Raw genomic sequence first — 19329 nt, 5'->3', positions numbered from 1 at the left:
ACGCCGGGCCGGCTTGCGGTGTCGGGGATGGTGCCGTGGATCGTCGCGGGCATCGTCCTCCTCGCCCTCAACCTGCGCACCCCGATCATCGCGCCGACCGCGGTGCTCGGCGACATCCGCGCCGACACCGGTCTGAGCGCGGCCGGTGCCGGCCTCCTCACGGGTCTGCCCGTCCTCCTCTTCGCCCTCGCCACGCCGCTCGCGACGAAGACGATCCGCCGCCTCGGCGCCGAAGCCACCGTGCTCGCGTGTCTCACCGGGGTGCTCGTCGGCACCGTGCTGCGCTCGGTCGGGCCGACGTGGCTCGTGCTCACGGGCACGGCGATCATCGGGCTCGCGATCACCCTCGGCAACATCGTCGTGCCCGTCATCATCCGCCGCGAGGTCCCGTGGAACCAGGTCTCCATGGTCACCGGCCTCTATTCGGCGACGATGAACATCGGCTCGATGGTCACCCTCATCGGCACCGGACCGCTGGCCGCCCTCGTCGGGTGGCGCTGGGCGATCGGGCTGTGGGGGATTCTCGCCCTCGCGGGCCTCGGGTTCTGGCTGCTCGTCCTCCGCCGGCGCAGACGTGCCGAGGCCGAGGTCGACGCTGAGTTCGACGCGGAGGTCGATACGACCGCGGCTGCGTCCGAGCCCGACAAGCGCCCGCCCGAGCCGGGAAAGCGTCCGTGGCGGGAGGCGCCGCCGCAGTTCCGGGCGATCGTCGCCCTCCTCGTCATCACCTTCAGCGGCCAGTCGATCTCCTACTACACGACGACGACGTGGCTGCCGTCGATGCTCGCCGACACCGAGGGACTTGCCGCCGGTGCGGCCGGCAGCACGGCATCGCTCTTCCAGGTCGCCGCGATCCTCGGCGCCTTCGGCGTGCCGCTGCTCGCCGGGCGGGCCCGGCCGTGGGTGCCCGTGGCGATCGTCGCCGTCCTCTGGCTGTCCCTGCCCGTCGGCCTCCTCCTCGCCCCGGATCAGTACGTGCTCTGGGCGATCACCGGCGGCATCGCGCAGGGCGGCGGATTCACCGCGATCTTCTCGATCATCGCGCGCACCGCGGGCAGCGACGCCCAGACCGCGTCCGCCTCGGCGCGCGTGCAGGGCGGGGGCTATCTCGCGGCGACGCTCGCCCCGCCGTTCGCCGGCTGGCTGGCGACGACGACCGGCGGATGGGTCGGACCCCAGCTGCTCGTGCTCGCCGCGACGCTCGCGTTCACGGTCGCTGGCCTCCTCGCCGCCCGCCTCGCCGGACGCTTCACACCCGGGGGACCCGCGGGCCGGCGCGAAGTGCTCTGAGGAGCATCGTTCACGGGGGTCTGCCCACGGCGGTCTGCCCACCCGGTGCACAGGACGGCTTGCCGACCAAGTAGAGTGAGACCCACGACACATCCGAGCGGCGCATCGCGGCGCCGCATCGCTTGGACCCGAGGAGAACCATGACGGCCGAAGTCCTCACTGCCCTGCGGGACGCGCTGCCCGCCGACGCCCTCATCACCGATCCGGACTCGATGGACGCCTATCGCTGGGATCGGGCGAACGACCCCGGTGCCGGGATGCCGCTGGCGATCGTCCGCGCGTCCTCGACCGCCGACGTCCAGGCGGCGGTGCGCGTCGCGGCCGCCGCGCGGATCCCCGTCGTGCCCCGCGGCGCCGGTTCGGGGCTCTCGGGCGGCAGCTCCGCCGTCGAGGGCGGGCTCATCGTCTGCCTCGACCGGATGCGCGACATCGCGGTCGACCCCGCGACCCGCATGGCCGTCGTCCAGCCCGGGGCCTTCAACGCCGAGGTCAAGGCCGCCGCGGCCGAACACGGCCTGTGGTACCCGCCGGATCCCTCGTCGTACGAGTTCTGCTCGATCGGCGGCAATGTCGCGACGAACGCCGGCGGCCTATGCTGCGTGAAGTACGGAGTGACGACGGACTACGTCCTCGGCATGACCGTCGTCCTCGCCGACGGCCGGGCGATCGAACTCGGCGGTCCGCGGATCAAGGACGTCGCGGGGCTCTCCCTGCTCAAGCTCTTCGTCGGCAGCGAGGGAACGCTCGGCATCATCACCGAGGTGACCCTGCGGCTCGTGCCCGCCCAGCTGCCCCCGACGACGCTGGTGGCGACCTTCCCGACGCTCGAGGGTGCGACCCAGACCGTCCTCGACATCTGCGCGCAGATGCGCCTGTCGATGCTCGAGTTCATGGACCGCGCATCGATCAACGCCGTCGAGGACGAGCTGAAGATGGGTCTCGACCGGGAGGCCGAAGGCATGCTCGTCATCCAGTCCGACGAGCCCGGCGAGTACGCCGCCGGTCAGATCGCCATCGTCGAGGAGCTGTGCGAGAAGAACGGGGCGACCGAATGCTATGCCACCGATGACGCCGAGGAAGGGGAGGTCTTCGTCACCGCGCGGCGGATGGCGATTCCCGCGGTGGAGAAGAAGGGCACCCTCCTGCTCGAGGATGTCGGGGTGCCGCTGCCCCGCCTCGGCGACCTTGTCACCGGGATCGAGCGGATCGCGGCCGAGCGCGACGTCCTCATCTCCGTCATCGCCCATGCCGGTGACGGGAACACGCACCCGCTGCTCGTCGTCGACCCGAACGATGCCGCCCAGCGGGAGCGGGCGGACATCGCCTACGGCGAGGTCATGGATCTCGCGACGTCGCTCGGCGGCACGATCACCGGCGAGCACGGTGTGGGCCGGCTGAAGAAGCCGTGGCTGCCGGAGTACCTCGGTGCCGACGTCATGGAGCTCAACCACACGATCAAGCGCGCGCTCGATCCCGACAACATCCTCAACCCCGGGGCGATCTACGCCGACGGATTCAGTCGGGCGGAAGCGGCCGAACGGCGGGTCACGACCCCCAACGACTGAGCTGCAGAGACGACTGAGGCGGACCACCGGAAAGGTGATCCGCCTCAGTGCTGAGCAGCTCAGGGCTGCCAAGGCAGCTCAGTGCTTCGCGTTGGAGTCCGTGGTCGGGTCGACGGCCGGCTTCGGGGTCGGGGTCGCCGGGGTGGCGGGAGCCTTCGAGTCGGGCACCGGAGCCTGCGAGACGTTCGGGGTCGTGCCCTGGCGCGAGGCCGGGGTCGATCCGACGGGGCGGGCATCGGCCGGGCGGTTGTTCGGCAGCGGCGTCGACCAGGGGTCCTCGACCGGCTGGGCCTTCTTCCACACGTAGTAGCCGATGCCGGCGGCGGAGCCGATGACGAGCGTCCACACGAGGGCCTTCTTGCCGCCGCCGGACTTCTGCGCGGTCTCCTTCTGGATCCGCTTGCCGGCCTGGGCGAGGGCCTTGCGGGCCTTCTTCATCGCCTTCTTGTCACCGGTGAGGCGCACGGCGAGGTTGTCGATGAGCTGCGGGGTCTCCATCGCCGCGAGCGACGTCGCGGCGGTCCCGGCGAACTTGCCGGCGCGCTCGGTGGCCTCGGGCCGGTAGGCCTCGATCCGGTCTGCCCAGTCGTGGACCTGCTGGTTCGCCTTCTCGGCGAGCGCCTCGACCTGGGGGCGGGCCTTCTCGGTGAATGCCTCGACGCGACCGTTGGCCTTGTCGGCTGCCTCACGCAGTTTGGGAGCGGCGGCATCCGAGGCGTCGGCCAGGAAGCGGAGCGACGTCTTCTTCGCGGAATCGAGCTTCGACGCGAGCGGTTCCCGAGCTGGCTTCTTCGACATGAACATTCCCAATCCTCTTAAGTCCGGGGGCAACTGATCACTCCCCAGTCTACGGCCTGGCCCGGGGGGAGGGGCCACCGGAGGGGGAGGAATTTGCCTGCGGATCTGCTGGAGGTTTGTGCAAACCCTCCTTGACGGATCAGCAGATTCGCGGCCGGCGTGGAAGAATGAGGGGCATGTCCACATCTGCAACGAACACAGCGGTCCTGCACACCAACCACGGCGACATCACCATCAACCTCTTCGGCAACCACGCCCCGAAGACGGTCGCGAACTTCGTCGAACTCGCCACCGGTGAGCGCGAATACACCGACCCCCAGACCGGCCAGCCCACGAAGGGCCCCTTCTACGACGGCACCGGCTTCCACCGGATCATCTCGGACTTCATGATCCAGGGCGGCGACCCGCTCGGCACCGGCACCGGCGGTCCCGGCTACGTCTTCGACGACGAGATCCACCCGGAGCTTCAGTTCGACCGCAAGTACCTGCTCGCGATGGCCAACGCCGGCAAGCAGATGGGCCGCGGCACCAACGGCTCGCAGTTCTTCATCACGACCGCTGAGACCCCGTGGCTCAACGGCAAGCACACGATCTTCGGCGAGGTCGCCGACGATGCCTCCCAGAAGGTCGTCGACGAGATCGAGGGCGTGCGCACCGGGGCGATGGACAAGCCGGTCGAGCCGGTCGTCATCGAATCCGTCGAGATCAAGGACGCCTGAGCACCGCCTCACACGATCTGACCTACGATGGGTGCATGAGCACACCAGAGCAGGGCCCGGCCCGGGAAACCGGCCGGGCCCTCTCTGTGCACTTTCCCCCGGTGACGGCCGGGATCATGATCGTCACCGGCCTCTCGTTCCTCCTCCAGCTGCTGCCCGGACTCGATCTCCTCCACCGGTTGAGCTACGTGCCGGCGCTCACCGTCGAGCAGCCTTGGCGTCTGTTCACCGTGGCCCTCGTCCACGAACAGCCCTCGCCGGTCCATCTGCTCGCCAACATGCTCGGCCTCTTCTTCTTCGGCTCGTTCGTCGAGCGCGCCCTCGGGCACTGGAGGTTCCTCGCCGTCTACGTCCTCGGCGCGATCGGCGGCTCCGTCATGGTCCTCCTCCTCGCCGAACCGTGGAGTCGGGACTGGGTGACGAACAACATCGGCGCGTCCGGCGCGGTGTTCGCGATCATCGGCGTCCTCCTCGTGCCGACGAAGCGACTCGACCGCAACATCACCGGCGTCGTGCTCTTCGTCGTCCTCAACTTCGGCTACGGATTCCTCGTGCCGGGAGTCTCGTGGCAGGCGCACTTCGGCGGTCTCGTCACCGGATTCGTCCTCGGCGCCGGTGCCCTGCTCGTGGGGCGGAAGCGCTCGGGACTCGTGTTCTGGCTCGTCGCGGCAGCCCTCGTCCTCGCCATGACGGTCGTGGTCATCGCGAAGACAGCCACCGCAGGCGCTGCGCCCTGAACTGCATTCGTCATTTGTCCACAGTGGTTATCCACACGGTGGATAACTCACATCGATGTATTTCTGCTGGTCAAAGGTGTGGAAAAAGTTATGCACAGGACAGCGTGCGCGCTTGGGTATAACTCAGCCCCTCCCTCGGCCCGTGTGATGGGCCCAGGAAGGGGCGGTGATGGGCCCGGAAGGGGCGACTGATCTAGCGCCAGCGCGTCGACATGATGAGGCCCGCGACGAAGAACGCGAAGCCGATGAGAATGTTCCAGTTGCCCCATGCCTCGACGGGGAACGCACCCTGCGTGATGTAGAACGTGACGAGCCAGATGAGGCCGATGAGCAGGAGGCCGATGAGCACCGGAAGGAACCAGCGCGGATTCGGCTTGATCGTCTGCTGGCCGGCCTCGGAGGTGTAGCTCGCGGTCTTGCGACCCTGCGAGCGCTTGGCCGGATTGCCCGAACGCGTCGTGCGCTTCGCGCCCGCCTTCTTTGCTGACTTCTCCTTGGCGGACGACTTGTCCTTGGAGGCCGCGGTCTTCTCCTTGGAGGCTGAGGCGGAGGACTTCGCGGTACCGGACTTCGCTGCGCCCTTGGTCGCCGAGTCCTTGGTTGCGGTGCCCTTGGTCGCGGAGTCGTCGTCCTCGGTTGCGTCCTCGTCGGAGTCCGCCTCGGCGTCGTCCTTCGCGTCCGCCTTCGCCGAGGTGGTCCCCGACTTCGCGACTGCCGTCGGCTCCTCGTCGGAATTGTCCTCGTCGGCGGCATCGTCGTCGACGACCTCGAACTCGTCGACGATGGCGACGTCGGTCTCGGTGCCGTCGGCATCGACCACCTCGGTGACTTCGATGTCGGTCTCGTCGACCACGGTGGCGTCATCAGCCGTCTTCTTGGCTTTCGCCGCATTGCGCGTGGTGCGCTGAGGGCGCGAGGTCCGTCCATTGGACTTGGCCACGAGTACTCCTTCGACAGCGACCCCAGGGGCGGGCCACCGATTCACTGGTCGGGGACAATCGCCCCTCAGTCTACTCGTGAGGCGGGGCTGAATGAAAAACCTGACCCCAGACTTCGAGTGAGCTGTGAACCCGCCACAGCACCGTGTTCATGCGATAAAGTGCATTAGGGTGTCCCCGCTTGTCCACAGGGCGAGCCCCGGATTCAAGGTCATAGGCACGGTGCAGAAGTGGTGAATAGCTCCTCCTCGGGTAACGAAGCGTCTTCGCGACCCACCATTCGATCCGCACAGCGGCGGATGCCCACTCCCCAGACCCCGCCGACCCACCCCGCCGATGAGGCCACGAGCCAGGGGGACTACGGCCAGGGCCCATACAACCAGGGCCCATACAACCAGGGCCCATACAACCAGAGCGATGCGGGTCCGGCGACCGAGCCCTTCCGGATCGACGCCGCCTCGGCGAACACCGGCGACGCCGACTCGAACTCCGCTGCCGATGCCACCGCCGGCACGAACTACGACGCCCCCCTGCCGAGCCGCCGCGAGCTGCGCCGTCGTGAAGCCGCTGCCGCCGCCGGTGGAGCCGTGCCGGGACCGCCGGCACCGCTGCCGGTGCGGGAAGCGCCGACGCCCCGCCGCTGCGCTCCGAGGCCACCGAGGCGATGCCGACGCAGGCGATGCCCGCCTGGTCCCAGCAGCACGCACAGCAGCAGCCCAGCCATACCCGCCCACGGGTGCGCAGCCGACGATGGTCCAGCCCGCCTACACCGACACCACCGGCACCGCCTACGCGGCGCGCAGCTGCCGCGCCCGCAGCAGCAGGCCCTGGCGGGCCCGGGAGGACCCGGCGGCCCGACAGGCCCGGGCGGTCCCGGGGACGGCAGCTCGGGCGGGGGCCGACGGAAGAAGCAGCCGGTCCAGCGCCAGCCGATCGGCCCGATCCGCGGGACGATCCGCACCTTCGGCGAACTCTGCATCACCGCGGGGCTCGTCCTCATCCTCTTCGTCGTCTGGCAGCTGTGGTGGACGGACCTCGAGGCCAACCGCGACAACGAGGTGCTCGCCGACCAGCTGACGAAGGACTGGGCGAACCAGGATCCCAATCAGCTGCCCGATGACCCGGACGAACCCGTCGTGGCCGACCCGGTCGAGAAGAACACCGCGTTCGGCATCTTCTACATCCCGCGGTTCGGCGACGACTACTACCGGACGCTCGCCGAGGGCGTCGACCTCGAACCCGTGCTCAACCGCATGGGCGTCGGCCGCTACCCGAACTCCGCGATGCCCGGCGAGGTCGGCAACTTCTCCGTCGCCGGCCACCGCGTCACCTACGGCAAGCCGTTCAACCAGATCGCGAAGCTCCAGCCCGGCGACGAGATCGTCGTGCAGACGAAGGACGGGTTCTACACGTACACGTTCCGCAACTTCGACATCATCCTCCCCGATGCCGTCGAGGTGCTCGCCCCGGTGCCCGACCAGCCCGATTACAAGGGCAAGGACCGGATCCTCACCCTGACCGCGTGCAACCCGATGTTCTCCGCGCGCGAGCGCTACATCGCCTACGCCGAGCTCACCGAATGGCGCCCGGCCGGCGAGGGCCCACCGGACGCGATCAAGGATTCGAAGGCGTACGACAAAGTCAGCAAGAGCGGAGGAGCGTGAGATGTACGGACTGATCTGGCGGATTCTGCCCGGGCCGTGGTTCGTCAAGCTCGTCTTCGCCCTCATCCTCATCGCGGCGGTCGTCTACCTGCTCATGCAGTACGTCTTCCCCGCCGTCGCCCCCTACATGCCGTTCAACAACGCGACTGTCACCGACGAGGGCGGGCAGTGACCCGCATCCTCGTCGTCGACAACTACGACAGCTTCGTCTACACCCTCGTCGCCTATGTCCGTGAGCTCGGTGCGACGGCCGACGTCATCCGCAATGACGACCTGTCCGCCGAGGCGGCCGTGGAGCTGGCGGACGGATACGACGGCATCCTGCTCTCCCCGGGACCGGGTGTGCCCGCGGAGTCCGGTGTGTGCCCCGACCTCATCCGCTGGGCCGCCGAGGCGGGCCGCCCGCTGTTCGGGGTGTGCCTGGGGCATCAGGCCCTCGGCGAGGTCTTCGGGGCGACGGTGACGCATTCGCCGGTCCTCATGCACGGCAAGACCTCGGTCATCACCCACGACGGGCAGGGCATCTTCGCCGGCTGCCCCTCGCCGCTGACGGTGACCCGATACCACTCGCTCGCGATCGTCGACGAGACGATCGACCTCGAGACCTTCGTCGTCACCGCGCGCACTCCTGATGATGTCGTCATGGCCATCGAGCACCGCAGCGCGCCCCTCTACGGCGTCCAGTTCCACCCGGAGTCCGTCCTCACGGAATCGGGCTACCTCATGCTCGGCAACTGGCTCGAGGTCTGCGGACTGTCCGGCGCGGCCGCACGGGCCGCCGCGATGTCGCCGCTCGCCTCGGCGATCTCCGCTCCCTGACTCTTCCGCCTCCCGGACTTCAGCGCTTAGGATCGACTCAGACGATCCAGTGAGAGGACATCCCATGGAAGAGCCGAGTTACTTCCCGACCGAGCCGTATCGCGAACTCACCGTCTTCGAGGCCCAGCCCGTGCCCACGGTCGTCGTCGAAGCCCAGAACCATCCGATGAGCGAGCTGCCGACCCTCTTCGACTCCGTGTACTCCCGGCTCTTCCCCGCACTCGCCGAGGCGGGGGTCGAGCCCGCGGGACCGGCGTTCTCCCTCTACACGCGCCCGCCCACGGACACCGTCGACATCCAGGTGGGCATCCCGGTGGCCGGGGTGCTGAGTCAGGCGCTCGACCTCGGTGACGACCTCACCGCGATCCCCGCCGAACTGCCCGGAGGATCGGTCGGAGCGATCTCCCACCTCGGCGGATTCGACGGCCTTGCCGAAGCGTGGAATGCGCACATGCAGGGTCTCGTCGCCGCCGGCCATCACCCGGACATGCCGTTCTTCGAGGTCTACGTCACCGAGCCGAGTCCTGACATGGATCCGGCGGACCTGCGCACGGATCTCTTCGTCACGCTCGGCTGAGAGCTCGCCTGCGGCTGAGTCATCACGCCGCGGCTGAGAGCCCCTCTGCGCTGAGAACTCAGTCGCCGTTGCCGCGGGCGTCGGCCCAGTCGTCGAACCACGAGCTGCCGCCGCCGACGGCACCGTCGTTCGACGTCCCTCCGCCGTTGCCGTTGTCCCCACCGTTGCCGTCGGGGCTGTCGGTCGGCGACGGTGCGGTCGGGATGCCGCCGGGGATCGACGGGATCGTCGGGGACGGCTCCGGCGGCTTCTTGGCCACGCGGATGGTGATCTCCGAACCCTGCGCGACATCGGTGCCGCCCGGGGTCGACTGCTCGAAGACCGTGCCCTCCTCCTGATCGGCGGTCTCGACCTCTTCGACCTTGCACTGGAGCTTGTAGTCGTCGCCGGAGAGGGTGTTGCAGGCGTCCTCCTGCGTCTGCCCGAGGACGTCGGGGACCTTGACGAGTCCCGAGGACACGACGAGATCGACGTTCGAGTCGACATCGACCTTCTCGCCCTCACCGGGCTTCGTCTCGATGACGACGCCCTTCTTCACATCCGGTGAGTTCTGGGAGATGTGGGTGCCCGCCTGGAGCTTCGCGTCGTTGAGGATCTGCCGCGCCTCCTCCTCGGTCTTGCCCGCGACCTCGGGGACGGTGACGTTCTCGGGTCCCAAGGAGACGACGAGTTTGACGGTGCTGTTCTCCGGGATGCTCTGGCCGGCGGCCGGATCCGTCGAGATCGCACTGCCCTCATCGACGTCGGCGTTGTACGTCTCCTCCGTCGTGACGTCGAATCCCTGATTGCGCAGCTGCGCCTCGGCGGCATCGGCATCCATGCCTGCGACGTCGGCGACCTGGACCTGGACGATCGGTTCGGGCTTGTTGATCTCGTACACCCACAGGGCGACGGCCGCGAGGGCGAGGAGGACGAAGATGCTGCCGATCCAGATCCACGCCCGCGAGCGCTTCTTCACCGGCTGCTGCTCCTGCCGGGTCATGATCTGGGAGACCGGACCGGTCTCGGGAGCCGCCTCGGCGTCGAGCGGGTACGCCTGCGTCGCCGGCGGCGGACCCATCATCCCGGCCCCGCCGGCCGCGGCGAACGCCTGCGTGCGATCGAGGTCGCCGTCGATGCTCAGCGGTCGACCGTCGCGCGCGGCGAGGACGTCCTCCCGGAACGTGTAGGCGTCCTGGTAGCGCTCGTCGCGATCCTTCTTCAGGGCGTGGAGGACGAGTCGATCGACCTCGGGGGGCACATCGGGGTTGTAGAAGCTCGGCGGCTGCGGCGTCTCACCGACATGCTGATATGCCACGGCGAGCTGGGAGTCGCCGACGAACGGGGGCCGACCGGCGAGCAGTTCGTAGAGGAGGCACGCGGTCGAGTAGAGGTCGGACCGGGCGTCGACGACCTCGCCGCGTGCCTGCTCGGGGGAGAGGTACTGGGCGGTGCCGACGACCGACTGCGTCTGGGTCAGGCCGCTGTTGTCCTTGAGCGCACGGGCGATGCCGAAGTCCATCACCTTGATGTCGCCCTCGGGAGTGAGCATGACGTTCGCCGGTTTGATGTCGCGGTGGACGATGCCGTTGCGGTGGGAGTATTCGAGCGGGGCGAGGACCCCGGCGATGACGTTGAGCGCCTCATCGACGGTGAGCGTGCCGTGTTCGTTGAGGACCTCGCGCAGGGTCTGACCCTCGACGTACTCCATGACGATGAAGGGCACGGAGACGCTCGAGCCGCCGGATTCGACGAACTCCTCCTCACCGGAGTCGTAGACGGCGACGATGCCGGGATGGTTGAGTCCGGCAGCGGACTGCGCTTCGCGCTTGAGTCGCGTGTGGAAGGAGGGGTCGCGCGCAAGATCGGACCGCAGAAGCTTGATCGCGATGCGTCGACCCAGACGGGTGTCGACGCCCTCGTGCACCTCTGCCATGCCCCCACGGCCGAGGAGGGCACGGACTTCGTACCTCTCCGACAGCACCTTGGGCTCAGTCATGTACTTCCTCCGCGTATGTCACCCGGACGCGTTGAGCAGTCCGGGCAGTTCCTCAAGATTACTATTCTTCGCTCGTCCCATGTCCCAGTCGCCTCGGCGGCTAACCCTCGTCTCCGCTGGAGTCCCCGCCTGCGTTCGTGCCGTTTCCGTTGTTGCCGTTGGCGTTCGCTCCGCCGTTCGGGTTCGACCCGGGATTCGAGTTCGCGCCGTTGCCGGAATTCGAGGACGCTCCGCTCTCCGAGCCCGACTCCGAGGACGAGCCTGAGTTCGAGTCCGAGGAGGAGCCGCTGTCCGAATTCGACGACGAGCCGGAGTCGGAGTTCGACGAGGATCCGCTGTTCGAGTTCGACGACGACCCGGAGTCGGACGATGAGCCCGAGTTCGAACCGCTGCCCGAGCCCGAATTCGAGCCGGAGTCGCTGCTCGGTTCGCTCGGCCGCGAGGTCCGCGTCGGCTCGGGTGCCGGCTCTTCGGCAGGCCCTGAGGAGATGTAGAGGGTGACGGTGTCGCCCTCTTCGAAGGTGTAGCCGCCGCCGTCGGCCTCGCCGACATCGGCGACGGTGCCCTGGGCGCGGTTCGAGTCGATCGTCTCCGTGTCGACGCGCAGGCCCTGCCGTTCGAGGTTCTGCGTCGCCGAGGACTCGGACTGCCCGATGTAGTCGTTTCTGTCGATCTCGATCTCCTGCGGCGCCTGCGAGGTCGTCGCACTCGTCGACGGGGCGGGAGCCGGCTCCTCGCCGTTCTGCCCGAGGAAGTACCAGAGGAGGGACCCGACGGCGATGAGCGCGAGGATCGCGAGGACCCAGATGAGGATCCTGCCCTTCTTCGACTGCTTCTTCTCCAGCTCATCATCGGTGGCGTTGGGATCGTTCGGGTCACCCGCGGCGACGGCCTGGTTGTAACCGGTTCCCGTGGGCGGACCGTAGCCGGGCTGCTGGTCGGCGCTGTAGACGCGGGTCGCATCATTGCTCGAGGTGGTCGGCAGGACCTGCGTCGAGGGCACCGGGTCGGGGTCGTTGAAGACCTGCGTGAGCGCCTCCGATGCGGCGTTGCCGTGGCGCATCTGCGGCAGCGCGGCCTCGGCGGCGGCGACGTTGCCCACGGCCAGCGCCTCGGCGGCCTTGGCCACGGCCATCGCATCGTCGGGCCGGCGTTCGGGCTTCTTCTCGAGCAGGGAGTCGACGAACCGGCGCATCGGCTCGGAGACCGTGTCCGGCAGCGGCGGGTGCTGCTGGTTGACCTGGGCGATCGCGATCGCGACCTGCGAGTCCCCGGTGAAGGGACGCTGGCCGGCAAGCGCCTCGTAGGCGATGATGCCGAGCGCGTAGAGGTCGGATCCGGGACCCGAGCCCTTGCCGGTGGCCTGTTCGGGGGCGAGGTACTGGGCGGTGCCCATGACCTGACCGGTCTTCGTCAGCGGCGCCTGGTCGGTGACCCGGGCGATGCCGAAGTCGGTGATCTTCACCCGGAAGTCCGGGGTCATGAGGATGTTGCCGGGCTTGATGTCGCGGTGGACGACACCGACCTTGTGCGCGGCGCCGAGCGCCTGTGCGGCCTGCGAGACGATGCTCAGCGTGTCCTCTTCGGACAGCGGGGCGCTGCGTTCGATGATCGTCGACAGGGGTTCGCCGGGCACGTACTCCATGACGAGGTAGGGCGAGCCGTCCTCGTCGCCGTAGTCGTAGACGCCGGCGATGCCGGGATCGGAGACGCGGCCCATGTTCTGTGCCTCGGCGCGGAAGCGGGCGAGGAACGTCGAGTCCGAGAGGTATTCGTCCTTGAGGATCTTTGCGGCGACCTCGCGTCCGAGCACGGAGTCGACGCCCTTCCACACCTCGCCCATGCCGCCCACGGCGATCCGCGAGGTCAGAGTGTACCGGTTCCCCAGCTGAGTGCCTTCACTCGGCCTCATTTGTCGACCACCGCTTCCATCATGTCCTTGGCGATCGGTCCTGCGACCGTCGCACCGTAAGCTTCATTGCCGGCGTTGCCGCCGTTCTCGACGACGACCGCGACCGCGATCTGCGGGTCGTCGGCAGGGGCGAAGGAGATGAACCACGCATGCGGGGCCGCACCCTGCGCGTGCTGGGCGGTGCCCGTCTTCGCCGCGACCTGGACGCCGGGGATCTGCGCCACCGAGGCGGTACCGTCGGTGACGACGCCCTGCATAATCGTATTGAGCTCTTCGGCCGTCTGACCGGAGACGGGACGCGAGAGCTCCGTCGGCCTCGTCTCCGTGATCGGCTCGAGAGTGTTCGCGTTGAGCACGCGGTTGACGAGCTCCGGCTTCATCATTCTGCCGTCGTTGGCGATGCCGGCGGTCATCATCGCCATCTGCATCGGCGTCGAGCGCACCTCGAACTGGCCGAGCGAGGACTGCGCGAGCTGCGGCGGGTTGAGGTCCGAGGGGAACGTCGACGGGGTCACGGTGAGCGGGATCGAGAGGTCCTGGCCGAAGCCGAACTTCGCGGCCTGCTCGGCGATCGCGTCCTCACCGAGATCCATGCCGAGCGAGGCGAACGACGTGTTGCACGATTCGGCGAGCGACTCCGCAAGGGTGGGGCGACCGCCGCCGCGGCAGGCCCCGGCGTGCGAGTTGCTGATCGTCGCCGTCGTCTGCGGCAGATCGAGGGTGGCCGGGCCGTTGAGCCGCGAGTCCGGCGTGTAGTCGCCCGATTCGAGGGCGGCGGCCGCGACGAGGACCTTGAAGGTCGAGCCGGGCGGGTAGAGGTTGCCGCCGATCGCGCGGTTGTAGGCCGGGTTCTCCGGGTCGTTGTTGAGCTGCTCGAACGCCGACCGCGCCTCGTCCGGGTTGTGGCTGGCGATCGGGTTGGGGTCCCAGCCCGGCGTCGAGGCCATCGCGAGGATCTTCCCGGTCTTCGGGTCGAGCGCGACCGCCGCACCGGTCTGGTTGCCGAGGCCGTCCCAGGCCGCCTGCTGGACGTCGGGGTCGACGGTGAGCTCGACCGCGGCACCGCGCGGCTGCTCACCGGTGAAGAAGCTGCCGACCTTGTCGTAGAAGAGGGCGTCGGAGTCACCGGAGAGGTAGTCACCGGCGGCGCGCTCCATGCCCGAGGCACCGGAGACGATCGAGTAGTACCCGGTCATCGACGCGTACGCACGGGGGTCGAGGCCGTCCGAACCGTACTGACGCTGGAACCGGTAGCGGTCGTCGACGGGCTCGGAATAGGCGATCGGCGTGCCGTCGACGAGGATCGGTCCGCGGTCGCGCGAGAGCTGATCGAGGATCTGCCGGTTGTTGAGCGGGTTGGCGTTGAGGGAGTCGGCGGTGACGAACTGCACCCAGCTCGTCGAGCCGAAGAGCAGGGCGAACATGACGAAGCCGACGACTCCGATGTGCGTGAGCGACTTCTTCATCGGTCTCCTCCCTGGGAGGGCTCGTCGGTCGGGCGCTGGTCGGGGCCGCTGGGGCGGCGGGTGCTGAGGTTCGTCGTGACCGCCTCGTCGGCGGGAGTCGTCGCGTGGACCGTCGTCGGCGACTCATCGGCGGCGGGGTTGATCCGGTCGCCGGGGTTGTTCCGGTGATCAGCGTCGACCTGGTCGCCGTCGTCGTCGGACTTCTTCCGGCGGCGCGCCGAGGCGGTCGTGGAGTCGGGGTCCTCGGTGATCTTGAGGACGCCGGTGTGGAATTCATCGACCGGGCGGCGGGCATTGTCCGACATCCGCAGCAGGAGGGCGATGATCACCCAGTTCGCGACCAGGGACGAGCCGCCCTGGGCGAGGAACGGCGTAGTCAGACCGGTGAGCGGGATGAGGCGGGTGACCCCGCCGACGACGACGAAGACCTGGAGGGCGATCGTGAACGACAGTCCTGCGGCGAGCAGCGTGCCGAAGCCGTCGCGCAGCTTCTGCGCGGTCCTGATGCCGCGTTCGAAGATGAGGAGGTAGCAGAGCAGGATGACGAAGAGACCGGCCATACCGAGCTCCTCGCCGAAGCTCGCGTAGATGAAGTCGGATTCCGCGTAGGGGACCATGTTCGGTCGGCCCTCGCCGAGTCCGGTGCCGACGAGACCGCCGTTGGCCATCCCGAACAGACCCTGGACGAGCTGGTAGGACCCGCCCGGCGTCTTGTTGTACTCCTCGGCAGTGAGCGCATTGAGCCAACCGTCGATGCGCTGCTGGACGTGGGAGAAGAGCAGGGTCGCGAGGACGGCGCCGGCGGCGAAGAAGGACATGCCGATGATGATCCACGAGACCTTCGAGGTCGCGACGTAGAGCATGGCGACGAAGAGGCCGAAGAAGAGGAGCGAGGTGCCGAGGTCGCGTTCGAAGACGAGGACGCCGACGCTGGCGATCCACGCGATGACGATGGGGCCGAAGTCGCGCAGCCGCGGGAAGCGGATGCCGAGGATCTTCGGGCCCGCGAGCACGAGCTGATCGCGGTAGGCGACGAGGTAGCCGGCGAAGAAGATCGCGAGCAGGATCTTCGCGACCTCACCGGGCTGGAACGACAGCGGTCCGATGCCGATCCAGATGCGGGCGCCGTTGATCGTCCTGCCGAGGCCCGGAATGAGGGGCAGCAGGAGGAAGAATAGGGCGAGGAAGCCCGAGACGTAGGTGTAGCGGCGCAGCCAGCGGTGGTCGCGGAGGACGATGAGCACGGCGATCGCGAGACCCACTCCGAGCGTCATCCAGATGAGCTGCTGGGTGGCGCTGTCGAGGAACTCCACGCGACCGAGGTCGACGCGGTGGATCATCGCCAGGCCGAGTCCGTTGAGGAGGACGGCGATGGGCACGAGGACGGGGTCGGCGTACTTCGCCTTCCACCACACGACGATGTGGATGAGGAGGGCGAGAGCCGTCAGCCACGCCATATAGCCGTAGATGTCGGTCGGCATGGCATCATCGACGCCGAGCCCGACGAGCGCGTAGGCACTCGTCGAGGCGACGATCGCCAGGATGATGAGCCCGAGCTCGGCCAGGCGGTAGGGCCTGGGCCGGGCTGCCTGGGAGACGGAGTCTGACATCACTGCGACTCCTCAGTGATCGCGTCACTGGGTTCGGCGCTCTGCCCGTTCGGCGGGGAGGGGGCGGGATCGCTCGGCGCGGTCGCATCCTCGGCGTTCCCGGAGACGGTGCCGGCGCTCTCGGCCTCCCGACGGAGATTGTCGATGATCCGGTCCGCCTCTTCGCGGGAGTCGGCCTGGATCGAGCTGCGCAGCCGGTCCTGGGAGAAGCTGTTGAGCGAGTCGACCTGGATGTCGGTGGTGTCCTCGAGACGGCTGAGCTCGATGGGGCCGAGCGTCGTGTCGAGCCCGCGGTAGAGCGTGACCTGGCCGTTCTCGTTCGTCAGGTAGTAGTGGTTGTTGATGTAGTTGTAGGCGAAGAAGCCGGCCACGGCGAGGGCGATGATGACGATGGCGGCGATGATCCACCCGAGGTAGGAGCGATTCTCGACGTCCTCAGGCTCGTCGTCCTCGTCGGACTCGGCCGCATCCTCGGTCTCGTCCTCGGTCAGCGTCCGCACGGACCCGGCGGGCACCTCGGCGGTGGGTTCCTGCCCGGAATCACCGGACCCGGCATCGGTCACGGTCTGCAGGGGCACGGTATCGGTGGGGATATCGGTGTTCGCGAAGTCGTGCTGCGCGGTCGCGCCGTCGCCTTCCGGGCGGGTGCCGATCGTCGCGTACTGCGGGTTGAGGTGGACGGAGCCCACGGACTTGCCCTGGGCGGTCTCGACGGTGCCCTCGATGACGTCGCCGATGACGACGGTGACGTTGTCGGCGCCGCCCCCGGCCAGAGCGAGGTCGATGAGCTGGCGGCAGGCCTCGTCGGGGTCGGCCACCTCGGCGAGGACCCGGGTGATGTCACCGATGTCGGCGAACCCGGTGAGGCCGTCGGAGCAGAGCAGCCAGCGGTCGCCGACGTGGGCCTCGCGCAGGGAGAGGTCGAGGTCAGGGGACGTGCCGACGTCGCCGAGGACCTTCATGACGACGGAGCGCTGCGGGTGGGTGTCGGCTTCCTCGGCGGTGATGCGGCCCTCGTCGACGAGCATCTGGACGAAGGTGTGGTCGTGGGTGACGGCGTGGAGTTCGCCGTCGCGGTAGACGTATCCGCGGGAGTCGCCGATGTGGGCGAGTGCGAAGCGGTTGCCCGGCGCGCGCAGGAGGGCGGTGACGGTCGTGCCCATGCCGGCGAGTTCGGGCTGTTCGGCGACGCCGCGGCAGATGCGGTCGTTGGCGTCGAGGATCGAGGTGCGGAGGATCTCGAGGGCGTCCTCGCCCCCGGTCTCGCGGTCGAGTTCGGCGAGGCGGGCGACGGTGATCGCCGAGGCGACGTCACCGCCGGCGTGCCCGCCCATGCCGTCGGCGATGAGGAGGAAGTTGGGACCCGCATACCCGGAGTCCTGGTTGTTCTTGCGCACGAGCCCGGTGTGGGACCGGGCTGCGGAGCGAAGGGTGATCGTTCCGTCGGTCGTCACGATTGGGTCTCCAACGTCGTATGTCCGATGGTGATCTGAGTGCCGATGCCCAGGTCGAACGGGGCGGTGATGCGCGAGCCGTCGACGAACGTGCCGTTCGTCGAGCTGAGGTCCTCGAGCACCCAGGCGCCGTTCCGCGCGATGATGCGGGCGTGGTGGCTCGAGGCGAAGTCGTCGTCGATGACGATCGTGTTGTCCGGCGCGCGCCCGAAGGTCACGGGTGCCCCGGAGAGGATGAGCGAGGTGCCGGCCATCGGACCGGCCGTCACCCGGATCGAGCCGGGATTCGCCCGCGGCACCGGACGCGAGGGCGCCGGCGGCTGCTGGGCCGGGCGGTTCTGGGTCTGGTTCTGCGCCTGCTGGTTTTGGGCGGGGGCGGACTGGCGCGAGGAGCCCCGCGCGGCCTTGTTCTTCTTCGACTTGCGGGGTCCGCGCCGCGCGCCGAAGATGTCCCGCCTGAGCACGCCTGCCACCCCGAAGACGAAGAGCCAGAGGATGACGAAGAACGCGAACCGGAAGACGGTGACGGTGAATTCGCTCACAGAGTGTCCTGTTCGGTGTAGCGCACATCGGCATCGCCTGCCGTGAGCACATCACCGTTGCTGAGGTTGGCGGAGGTCAGTTTGCGTCCGTGGAGCAGCGTGCCGTTCGTCGAGCCGAGGTCGTTGGCGACGGCATGGTCGCCCTCGACGACGATCTCGAAGTGGCGGCGCGAGACACCGGGGTCGTCGATGACGAAGTCCGAGCTGTTCGACGAGCGTCCGAAGACGTTGCTGCCCTGACGCAGGGGGTAGGTCTGTCCGTTGATGTCGACGCTCGCCTTGATCGTGCGCTGCCGGGCCGGGGCGGCCTGGCGGATCGGGGTCGCCGACCTGGCGGGCTCGCTCGAGCGCCGCGGCGCGGCCTGGCGCTGCGGCACGGGACGGGAAGACGACGCCGGGGCCGGTTCGACGATGTTGTGGGAGCGGGAGACCGGATCGTAGCCGCCGCGGTTGGCCGGCTGAGCCGCCGGCGACCCGTCGGGGCGCTGGGTGCTCGAGACGACGCGGTACATGCCCGTGTCGAGGTCGTCGGCCTCGACGAAGTCGACGGACACCGGCCCGACGAAGCTGTACGCCTGCTCGATCGCGTGGTCGCCGATGACCTGACGGAGATCGGCCCGCAGTTCGGTCTCGATGCCGGAGAGGCGCTCGAAGTCGGCGGGTGAGAGCTCGATCGTGTAGTGATTCGCCGTCAGGGTGCGTCCGCGGGAGACGACGGCTGCCTTGTTGTCGGCTTCGCGGCGCAGGGCCCCGCCGAGTTCGACGGGTTCGACCTGGGAGCGGAAGGCCTTCGCGAAGCGCCGTTGACGACGTTCTCCAGTCCCTTCTCGAAGCGATCGAGAATTCCCATGGCACCTCCTCCGGTTCGGCATCGTCTGTCTCGTGTTCGGGCGGTCGGCCAGAACGTGGGCACATGGTCTGCACTGCTCTTTCGCGTGGGCGTGACCGTATCCGGCGCGAGGCGCCGTTTCGGGTACACCAACACCCAATCCTAACGCGGAGGCGCTCTCATCTCACGTCCTGCGCGATCTCGGGGCGCACCTCGGCGGGGATTCACTGTGCGCGTTCAGCCTGGCAGGACGCGTTGAGCGGTCCGTCGCTGGCGGGGGAGTGGAGCGCGGCGGCGGGGTGGGGTGGCGGGTGCGGGGGCATGACGGTGGCGGGGGTGAGGTGGAGCCTCGGAGAGCGGAGGCGGCGGAGGGCCGCGGTCGACCGCAGGCGACGGGGACGGACGATGGGAGCCATGTCAGGCCTTCTTTG

17 protein-coding genes and 1 pseudogene are annotated in these 19329 nt (G+C 68.6%); 8 read left to right on the top strand and 10 right to left on the bottom strand.

Annotated features, from left to right (window positions below):
- Positions 1-27 precede the first annotated feature (27 nt).
- Both AC2W7K_RS00090 and AC2W7K_RS00085 read left to right on the top strand, forming a co-directional pair.
- Positions 28-1290 carry an MFS transporter gene (locus tag AC2W7K_RS00090; RefSeq protein WP_376870110.1) on the top strand — a complete coding sequence of 421 codons (1263 nt, stop codon included), beginning with the start codon at positions 28-30 and terminating at the stop codon, positions 1288-1290.
- A gap of 140 nt (positions 1291-1430) precedes the next feature.
- A complete protein-coding gene (locus AC2W7K_RS00085; protein WP_344249985.1) occupies positions 1431-2855 on the top strand; it encodes an FAD-binding oxidoreductase in 1425 nt (474 codons plus the stop codon).
- Between the two features lie 78 nt (positions 2856-2933).
- Here the strand turns inward: AC2W7K_RS00085 and AC2W7K_RS00080 are convergent, their stop codons facing one another.
- The gene (locus AC2W7K_RS00080) at positions 2934-3653 is read right to left on the bottom strand and encodes a hypothetical protein (RefSeq protein WP_232623786.1); all 720 of its coding nucleotides are present in this window, start codon (positions 3651-3653) and stop codon (positions 2934-2936) included.
- Between the two features lie 176 nt (positions 3654-3829).
- Here AC2W7K_RS00080 and AC2W7K_RS00075 point away from each other — a divergent pair, with 176 nt between their 5' ends.
- Positions 3830-4372, top strand: a complete 543-nt coding sequence (locus tag AC2W7K_RS00075) for a peptidylprolyl isomerase (RefSeq protein ID WP_269780030.1) — start codon at positions 3830-3832, stop codon at positions 4370-4372.
- A gap of 35 nt (positions 4373-4407) precedes the next feature.
- Positions 4408-5109: a rhomboid family intramembrane serine protease gene (locus AC2W7K_RS00070; protein WP_344259019.1), complete on the top strand. Its 702-nt coding sequence runs from the start codon at positions 4408-4410 to the stop codon at positions 5107-5109.
- Positions 5110-5302: 193 nt separating this feature from the next.
- On the opposite strand, the gene AC2W7K_RS00065 is transcribed toward AC2W7K_RS00070, so the two are convergent.
- Positions 5303-6049: a cell division protein CrgA gene (locus tag AC2W7K_RS00065; protein ID WP_344259021.1), complete on the bottom strand. Its 747-nt coding sequence runs from the start codon at positions 6047-6049 to the stop codon at positions 5303-5305.
- 297 nt (positions 6050-6346) lie between these two features.
- Here AC2W7K_RS00065 and AC2W7K_RS00060 point away from each other — a divergent pair, with 297 nt between their 5' ends.
- The 4 genes from AC2W7K_RS00060 (at position 6347) to AC2W7K_RS00045 (ending at position 9107) form a co-directional block, all read left to right on the top strand.
- Positions 6347-7711, top strand: a complete 1365-nt coding sequence (locus AC2W7K_RS00060; protein ID WP_486005639.1) for a class E sortase — start codon at positions 6347-6349, stop codon at positions 7709-7711.
- 1 nt (position 7712) lies between these two features.
- Positions 7713-7883, top strand: a complete 171-nt coding sequence (locus tag AC2W7K_RS00055) for a hypothetical protein (protein WP_198500121.1) — start codon at positions 7713-7715, stop codon at positions 7881-7883.
- On the top strand, positions 7880-8530 hold the full coding sequence (locus AC2W7K_RS00050) for an anthranilate synthase component II (protein WP_344259025.1): 651 nt from the start codon (positions 7880-7882) through the stop codon (positions 8528-8530). Before AC2W7K_RS00055 ends, AC2W7K_RS00050 begins: the two co-directional genes overlap by 4 nt.
- A 64-nt stretch (positions 8531-8594) precedes the next feature.
- Positions 8595-9107: a GyrI-like domain-containing protein gene (locus AC2W7K_RS00045; protein ID WP_344249996.1), complete on the top strand. Its 513-nt coding sequence runs from the start codon at positions 8595-8597 to the stop codon at positions 9105-9107.
- Positions 9108-9165: 58 nt separating this feature from the next.
- Here AC2W7K_RS00045 and pknB read toward each other — a convergent pair whose 3' ends face one another.
- From pknB to AC2W7K_RS00005, 8 genes and pseudogenes are all read right to left on the bottom strand, one after another.
- A complete protein-coding gene (gene pknB, locus AC2W7K_RS00040; protein WP_344259027.1) occupies positions 9166-11085 on the bottom strand; it encodes a Stk1 family PASTA domain-containing Ser/Thr kinase in 1920 nt (639 codons plus the stop codon).
- Between the two features lie 100 nt (positions 11086-11185).
- Positions 11186-12997 (bottom strand): protein kinase domain-containing protein, encoded by a 1812-nt coding sequence (locus AC2W7K_RS00035; RefSeq protein WP_344259029.1) that lies wholly within the window; start codon positions 12995-12997, stop codon positions 11186-11188.
- Positions 12994-14463 (bottom strand): peptidoglycan D,D-transpeptidase FtsI family protein, encoded by a 1470-nt coding sequence (locus AC2W7K_RS00030; RefSeq protein WP_344250002.1) that lies wholly within the window; start codon positions 14461-14463, stop codon positions 12994-12996. Before AC2W7K_RS00030 ends, AC2W7K_RS00035 begins: the two co-directional genes overlap by 4 nt.
- Positions 14460-16073, bottom strand: coding sequence for an FtsW/RodA/SpoVE family cell cycle protein (locus tag AC2W7K_RS00025; RefSeq protein WP_344250004.1), 1614 nt, complete (start codon positions 16071-16073; stop codon positions 14460-14462). Before AC2W7K_RS00025 ends, AC2W7K_RS00030 begins: the two co-directional genes overlap by 4 nt.
- Positions 16073-17527 (bottom strand): PP2C family protein-serine/threonine phosphatase, encoded by a 1455-nt coding sequence (locus tag AC2W7K_RS00020; RefSeq protein ID WP_344250006.1) that lies wholly within the window; start codon positions 17525-17527, stop codon positions 16073-16075. Before AC2W7K_RS00020 ends, AC2W7K_RS00025 begins: the two co-directional genes overlap by 1 nt.
- Positions 17524-18069 carry an FHA domain-containing protein FhaB/FipA gene (locus AC2W7K_RS00015; RefSeq protein WP_344250008.1) on the bottom strand — a complete coding sequence of 182 codons (546 nt, stop codon included), beginning with the start codon at positions 18067-18069 and terminating at the stop codon, positions 17524-17526. Before AC2W7K_RS00015 ends, AC2W7K_RS00020 begins: the two co-directional genes overlap by 4 nt.
- Positions 18066-18941: a DUF3662 and FHA domain-containing protein gene (locus AC2W7K_RS00010; protein ID WP_486005638.1), complete on the bottom strand. Its 876-nt coding sequence runs from the start codon at positions 18939-18941 to the stop codon at positions 18066-18068. The genes AC2W7K_RS00015 and AC2W7K_RS00010 overlap by 4 nt, the downstream gene beginning before the upstream one ends.
- Positions 18942-19122: 181 nt before the next feature.
- Positions 19123-19329 (bottom strand): annotated as a pseudogene (locus AC2W7K_RS00005) (hypothetical protein); the annotation flags it as partial.

It is taken from the genome of Brevibacterium sp. LAARM2_SD2 (assembly GCF_057364785.1).
The sequence above is the reverse complement of the archived record's forward strand: the minus strand, read 5'-3'. Positions and strand labels throughout refer to the sequence as shown.

Coding starts and splice junctions, on each gene's coding strand:
- AC2W7K_RS00090 (WP_376870110.1), top strand. CDS start 28: ATGGTGCCGTGGATCGTCGCGGGCATCGTCCTCCTCGCCCTCAACCTG.
- AC2W7K_RS00085 (WP_344249985.1), top strand. CDS start 1,431: ATGACGGCCGAAGTCCTCACTGCCCTGCGGGACGCGCTGCCCGCCGAC.
- AC2W7K_RS00080 (WP_232623786.1), bottom strand. CDS start 3,653: ATGTCGAAGAAGCCAGCTCGGGAACCGCTCGCGTCGAAGCTCGATTCC.
- AC2W7K_RS00075 (WP_269780030.1), top strand. CDS start 3,830: ATGTCCACATCTGCAACGAACACAGCGGTCCTGCACACCAACCACGGC.
- AC2W7K_RS00070 (WP_344259019.1), top strand. CDS start 4,408: ATGAGCACACCAGAGCAGGGCCCGGCCCGGGAAACCGGCCGGGCCCTC.
- AC2W7K_RS00060 (WP_486005639.1), top strand. CDS start 6,347: ATGCCCACTCCCCAGACCCCGCCGACCCACCCCGCCGATGAGGCCACG.
- AC2W7K_RS00055 (WP_198500121.1), top strand. CDS start 7,713: ATGTACGGACTGATCTGGCGGATTCTGCCCGGGCCGTGGTTCGTCAAG.
- AC2W7K_RS00045 (WP_344249996.1), top strand. CDS start 8,595: ATGGAAGAGCCGAGTTACTTCCCGACCGAGCCGTATCGCGAACTCACC.
- pknB (WP_344259027.1), bottom strand. CDS start 11,085: ATGACTGAGCCCAAGGTGCTGTCGGAGAGGTACGAAGTCCGTGCCCTC.
- AC2W7K_RS00035 (WP_344259029.1), bottom strand. CDS start 12,997: ATGAGGCCGAGTGAAGGCACTCAGCTGGGGAACCGGTACACTCTGACC.
- AC2W7K_RS00030 (WP_344250002.1), bottom strand. CDS start 14,463: ATGAAGAAGTCGCTCACGCACATCGGAGTCGTCGGCTTCGTCATGTTC.
- AC2W7K_RS00025 (WP_344250004.1), bottom strand. CDS start 16,073: ATGTCAGACTCCGTCTCCCAGGCAGCCCGGCCCAGGCCCTACCGCCTG.
- AC2W7K_RS00010 (WP_486005638.1), bottom strand. CDS start 18,941: ATGCCGAACCGGAGGAGGTGCCATGGGAATTCTCGATCGCTTCGAGAA.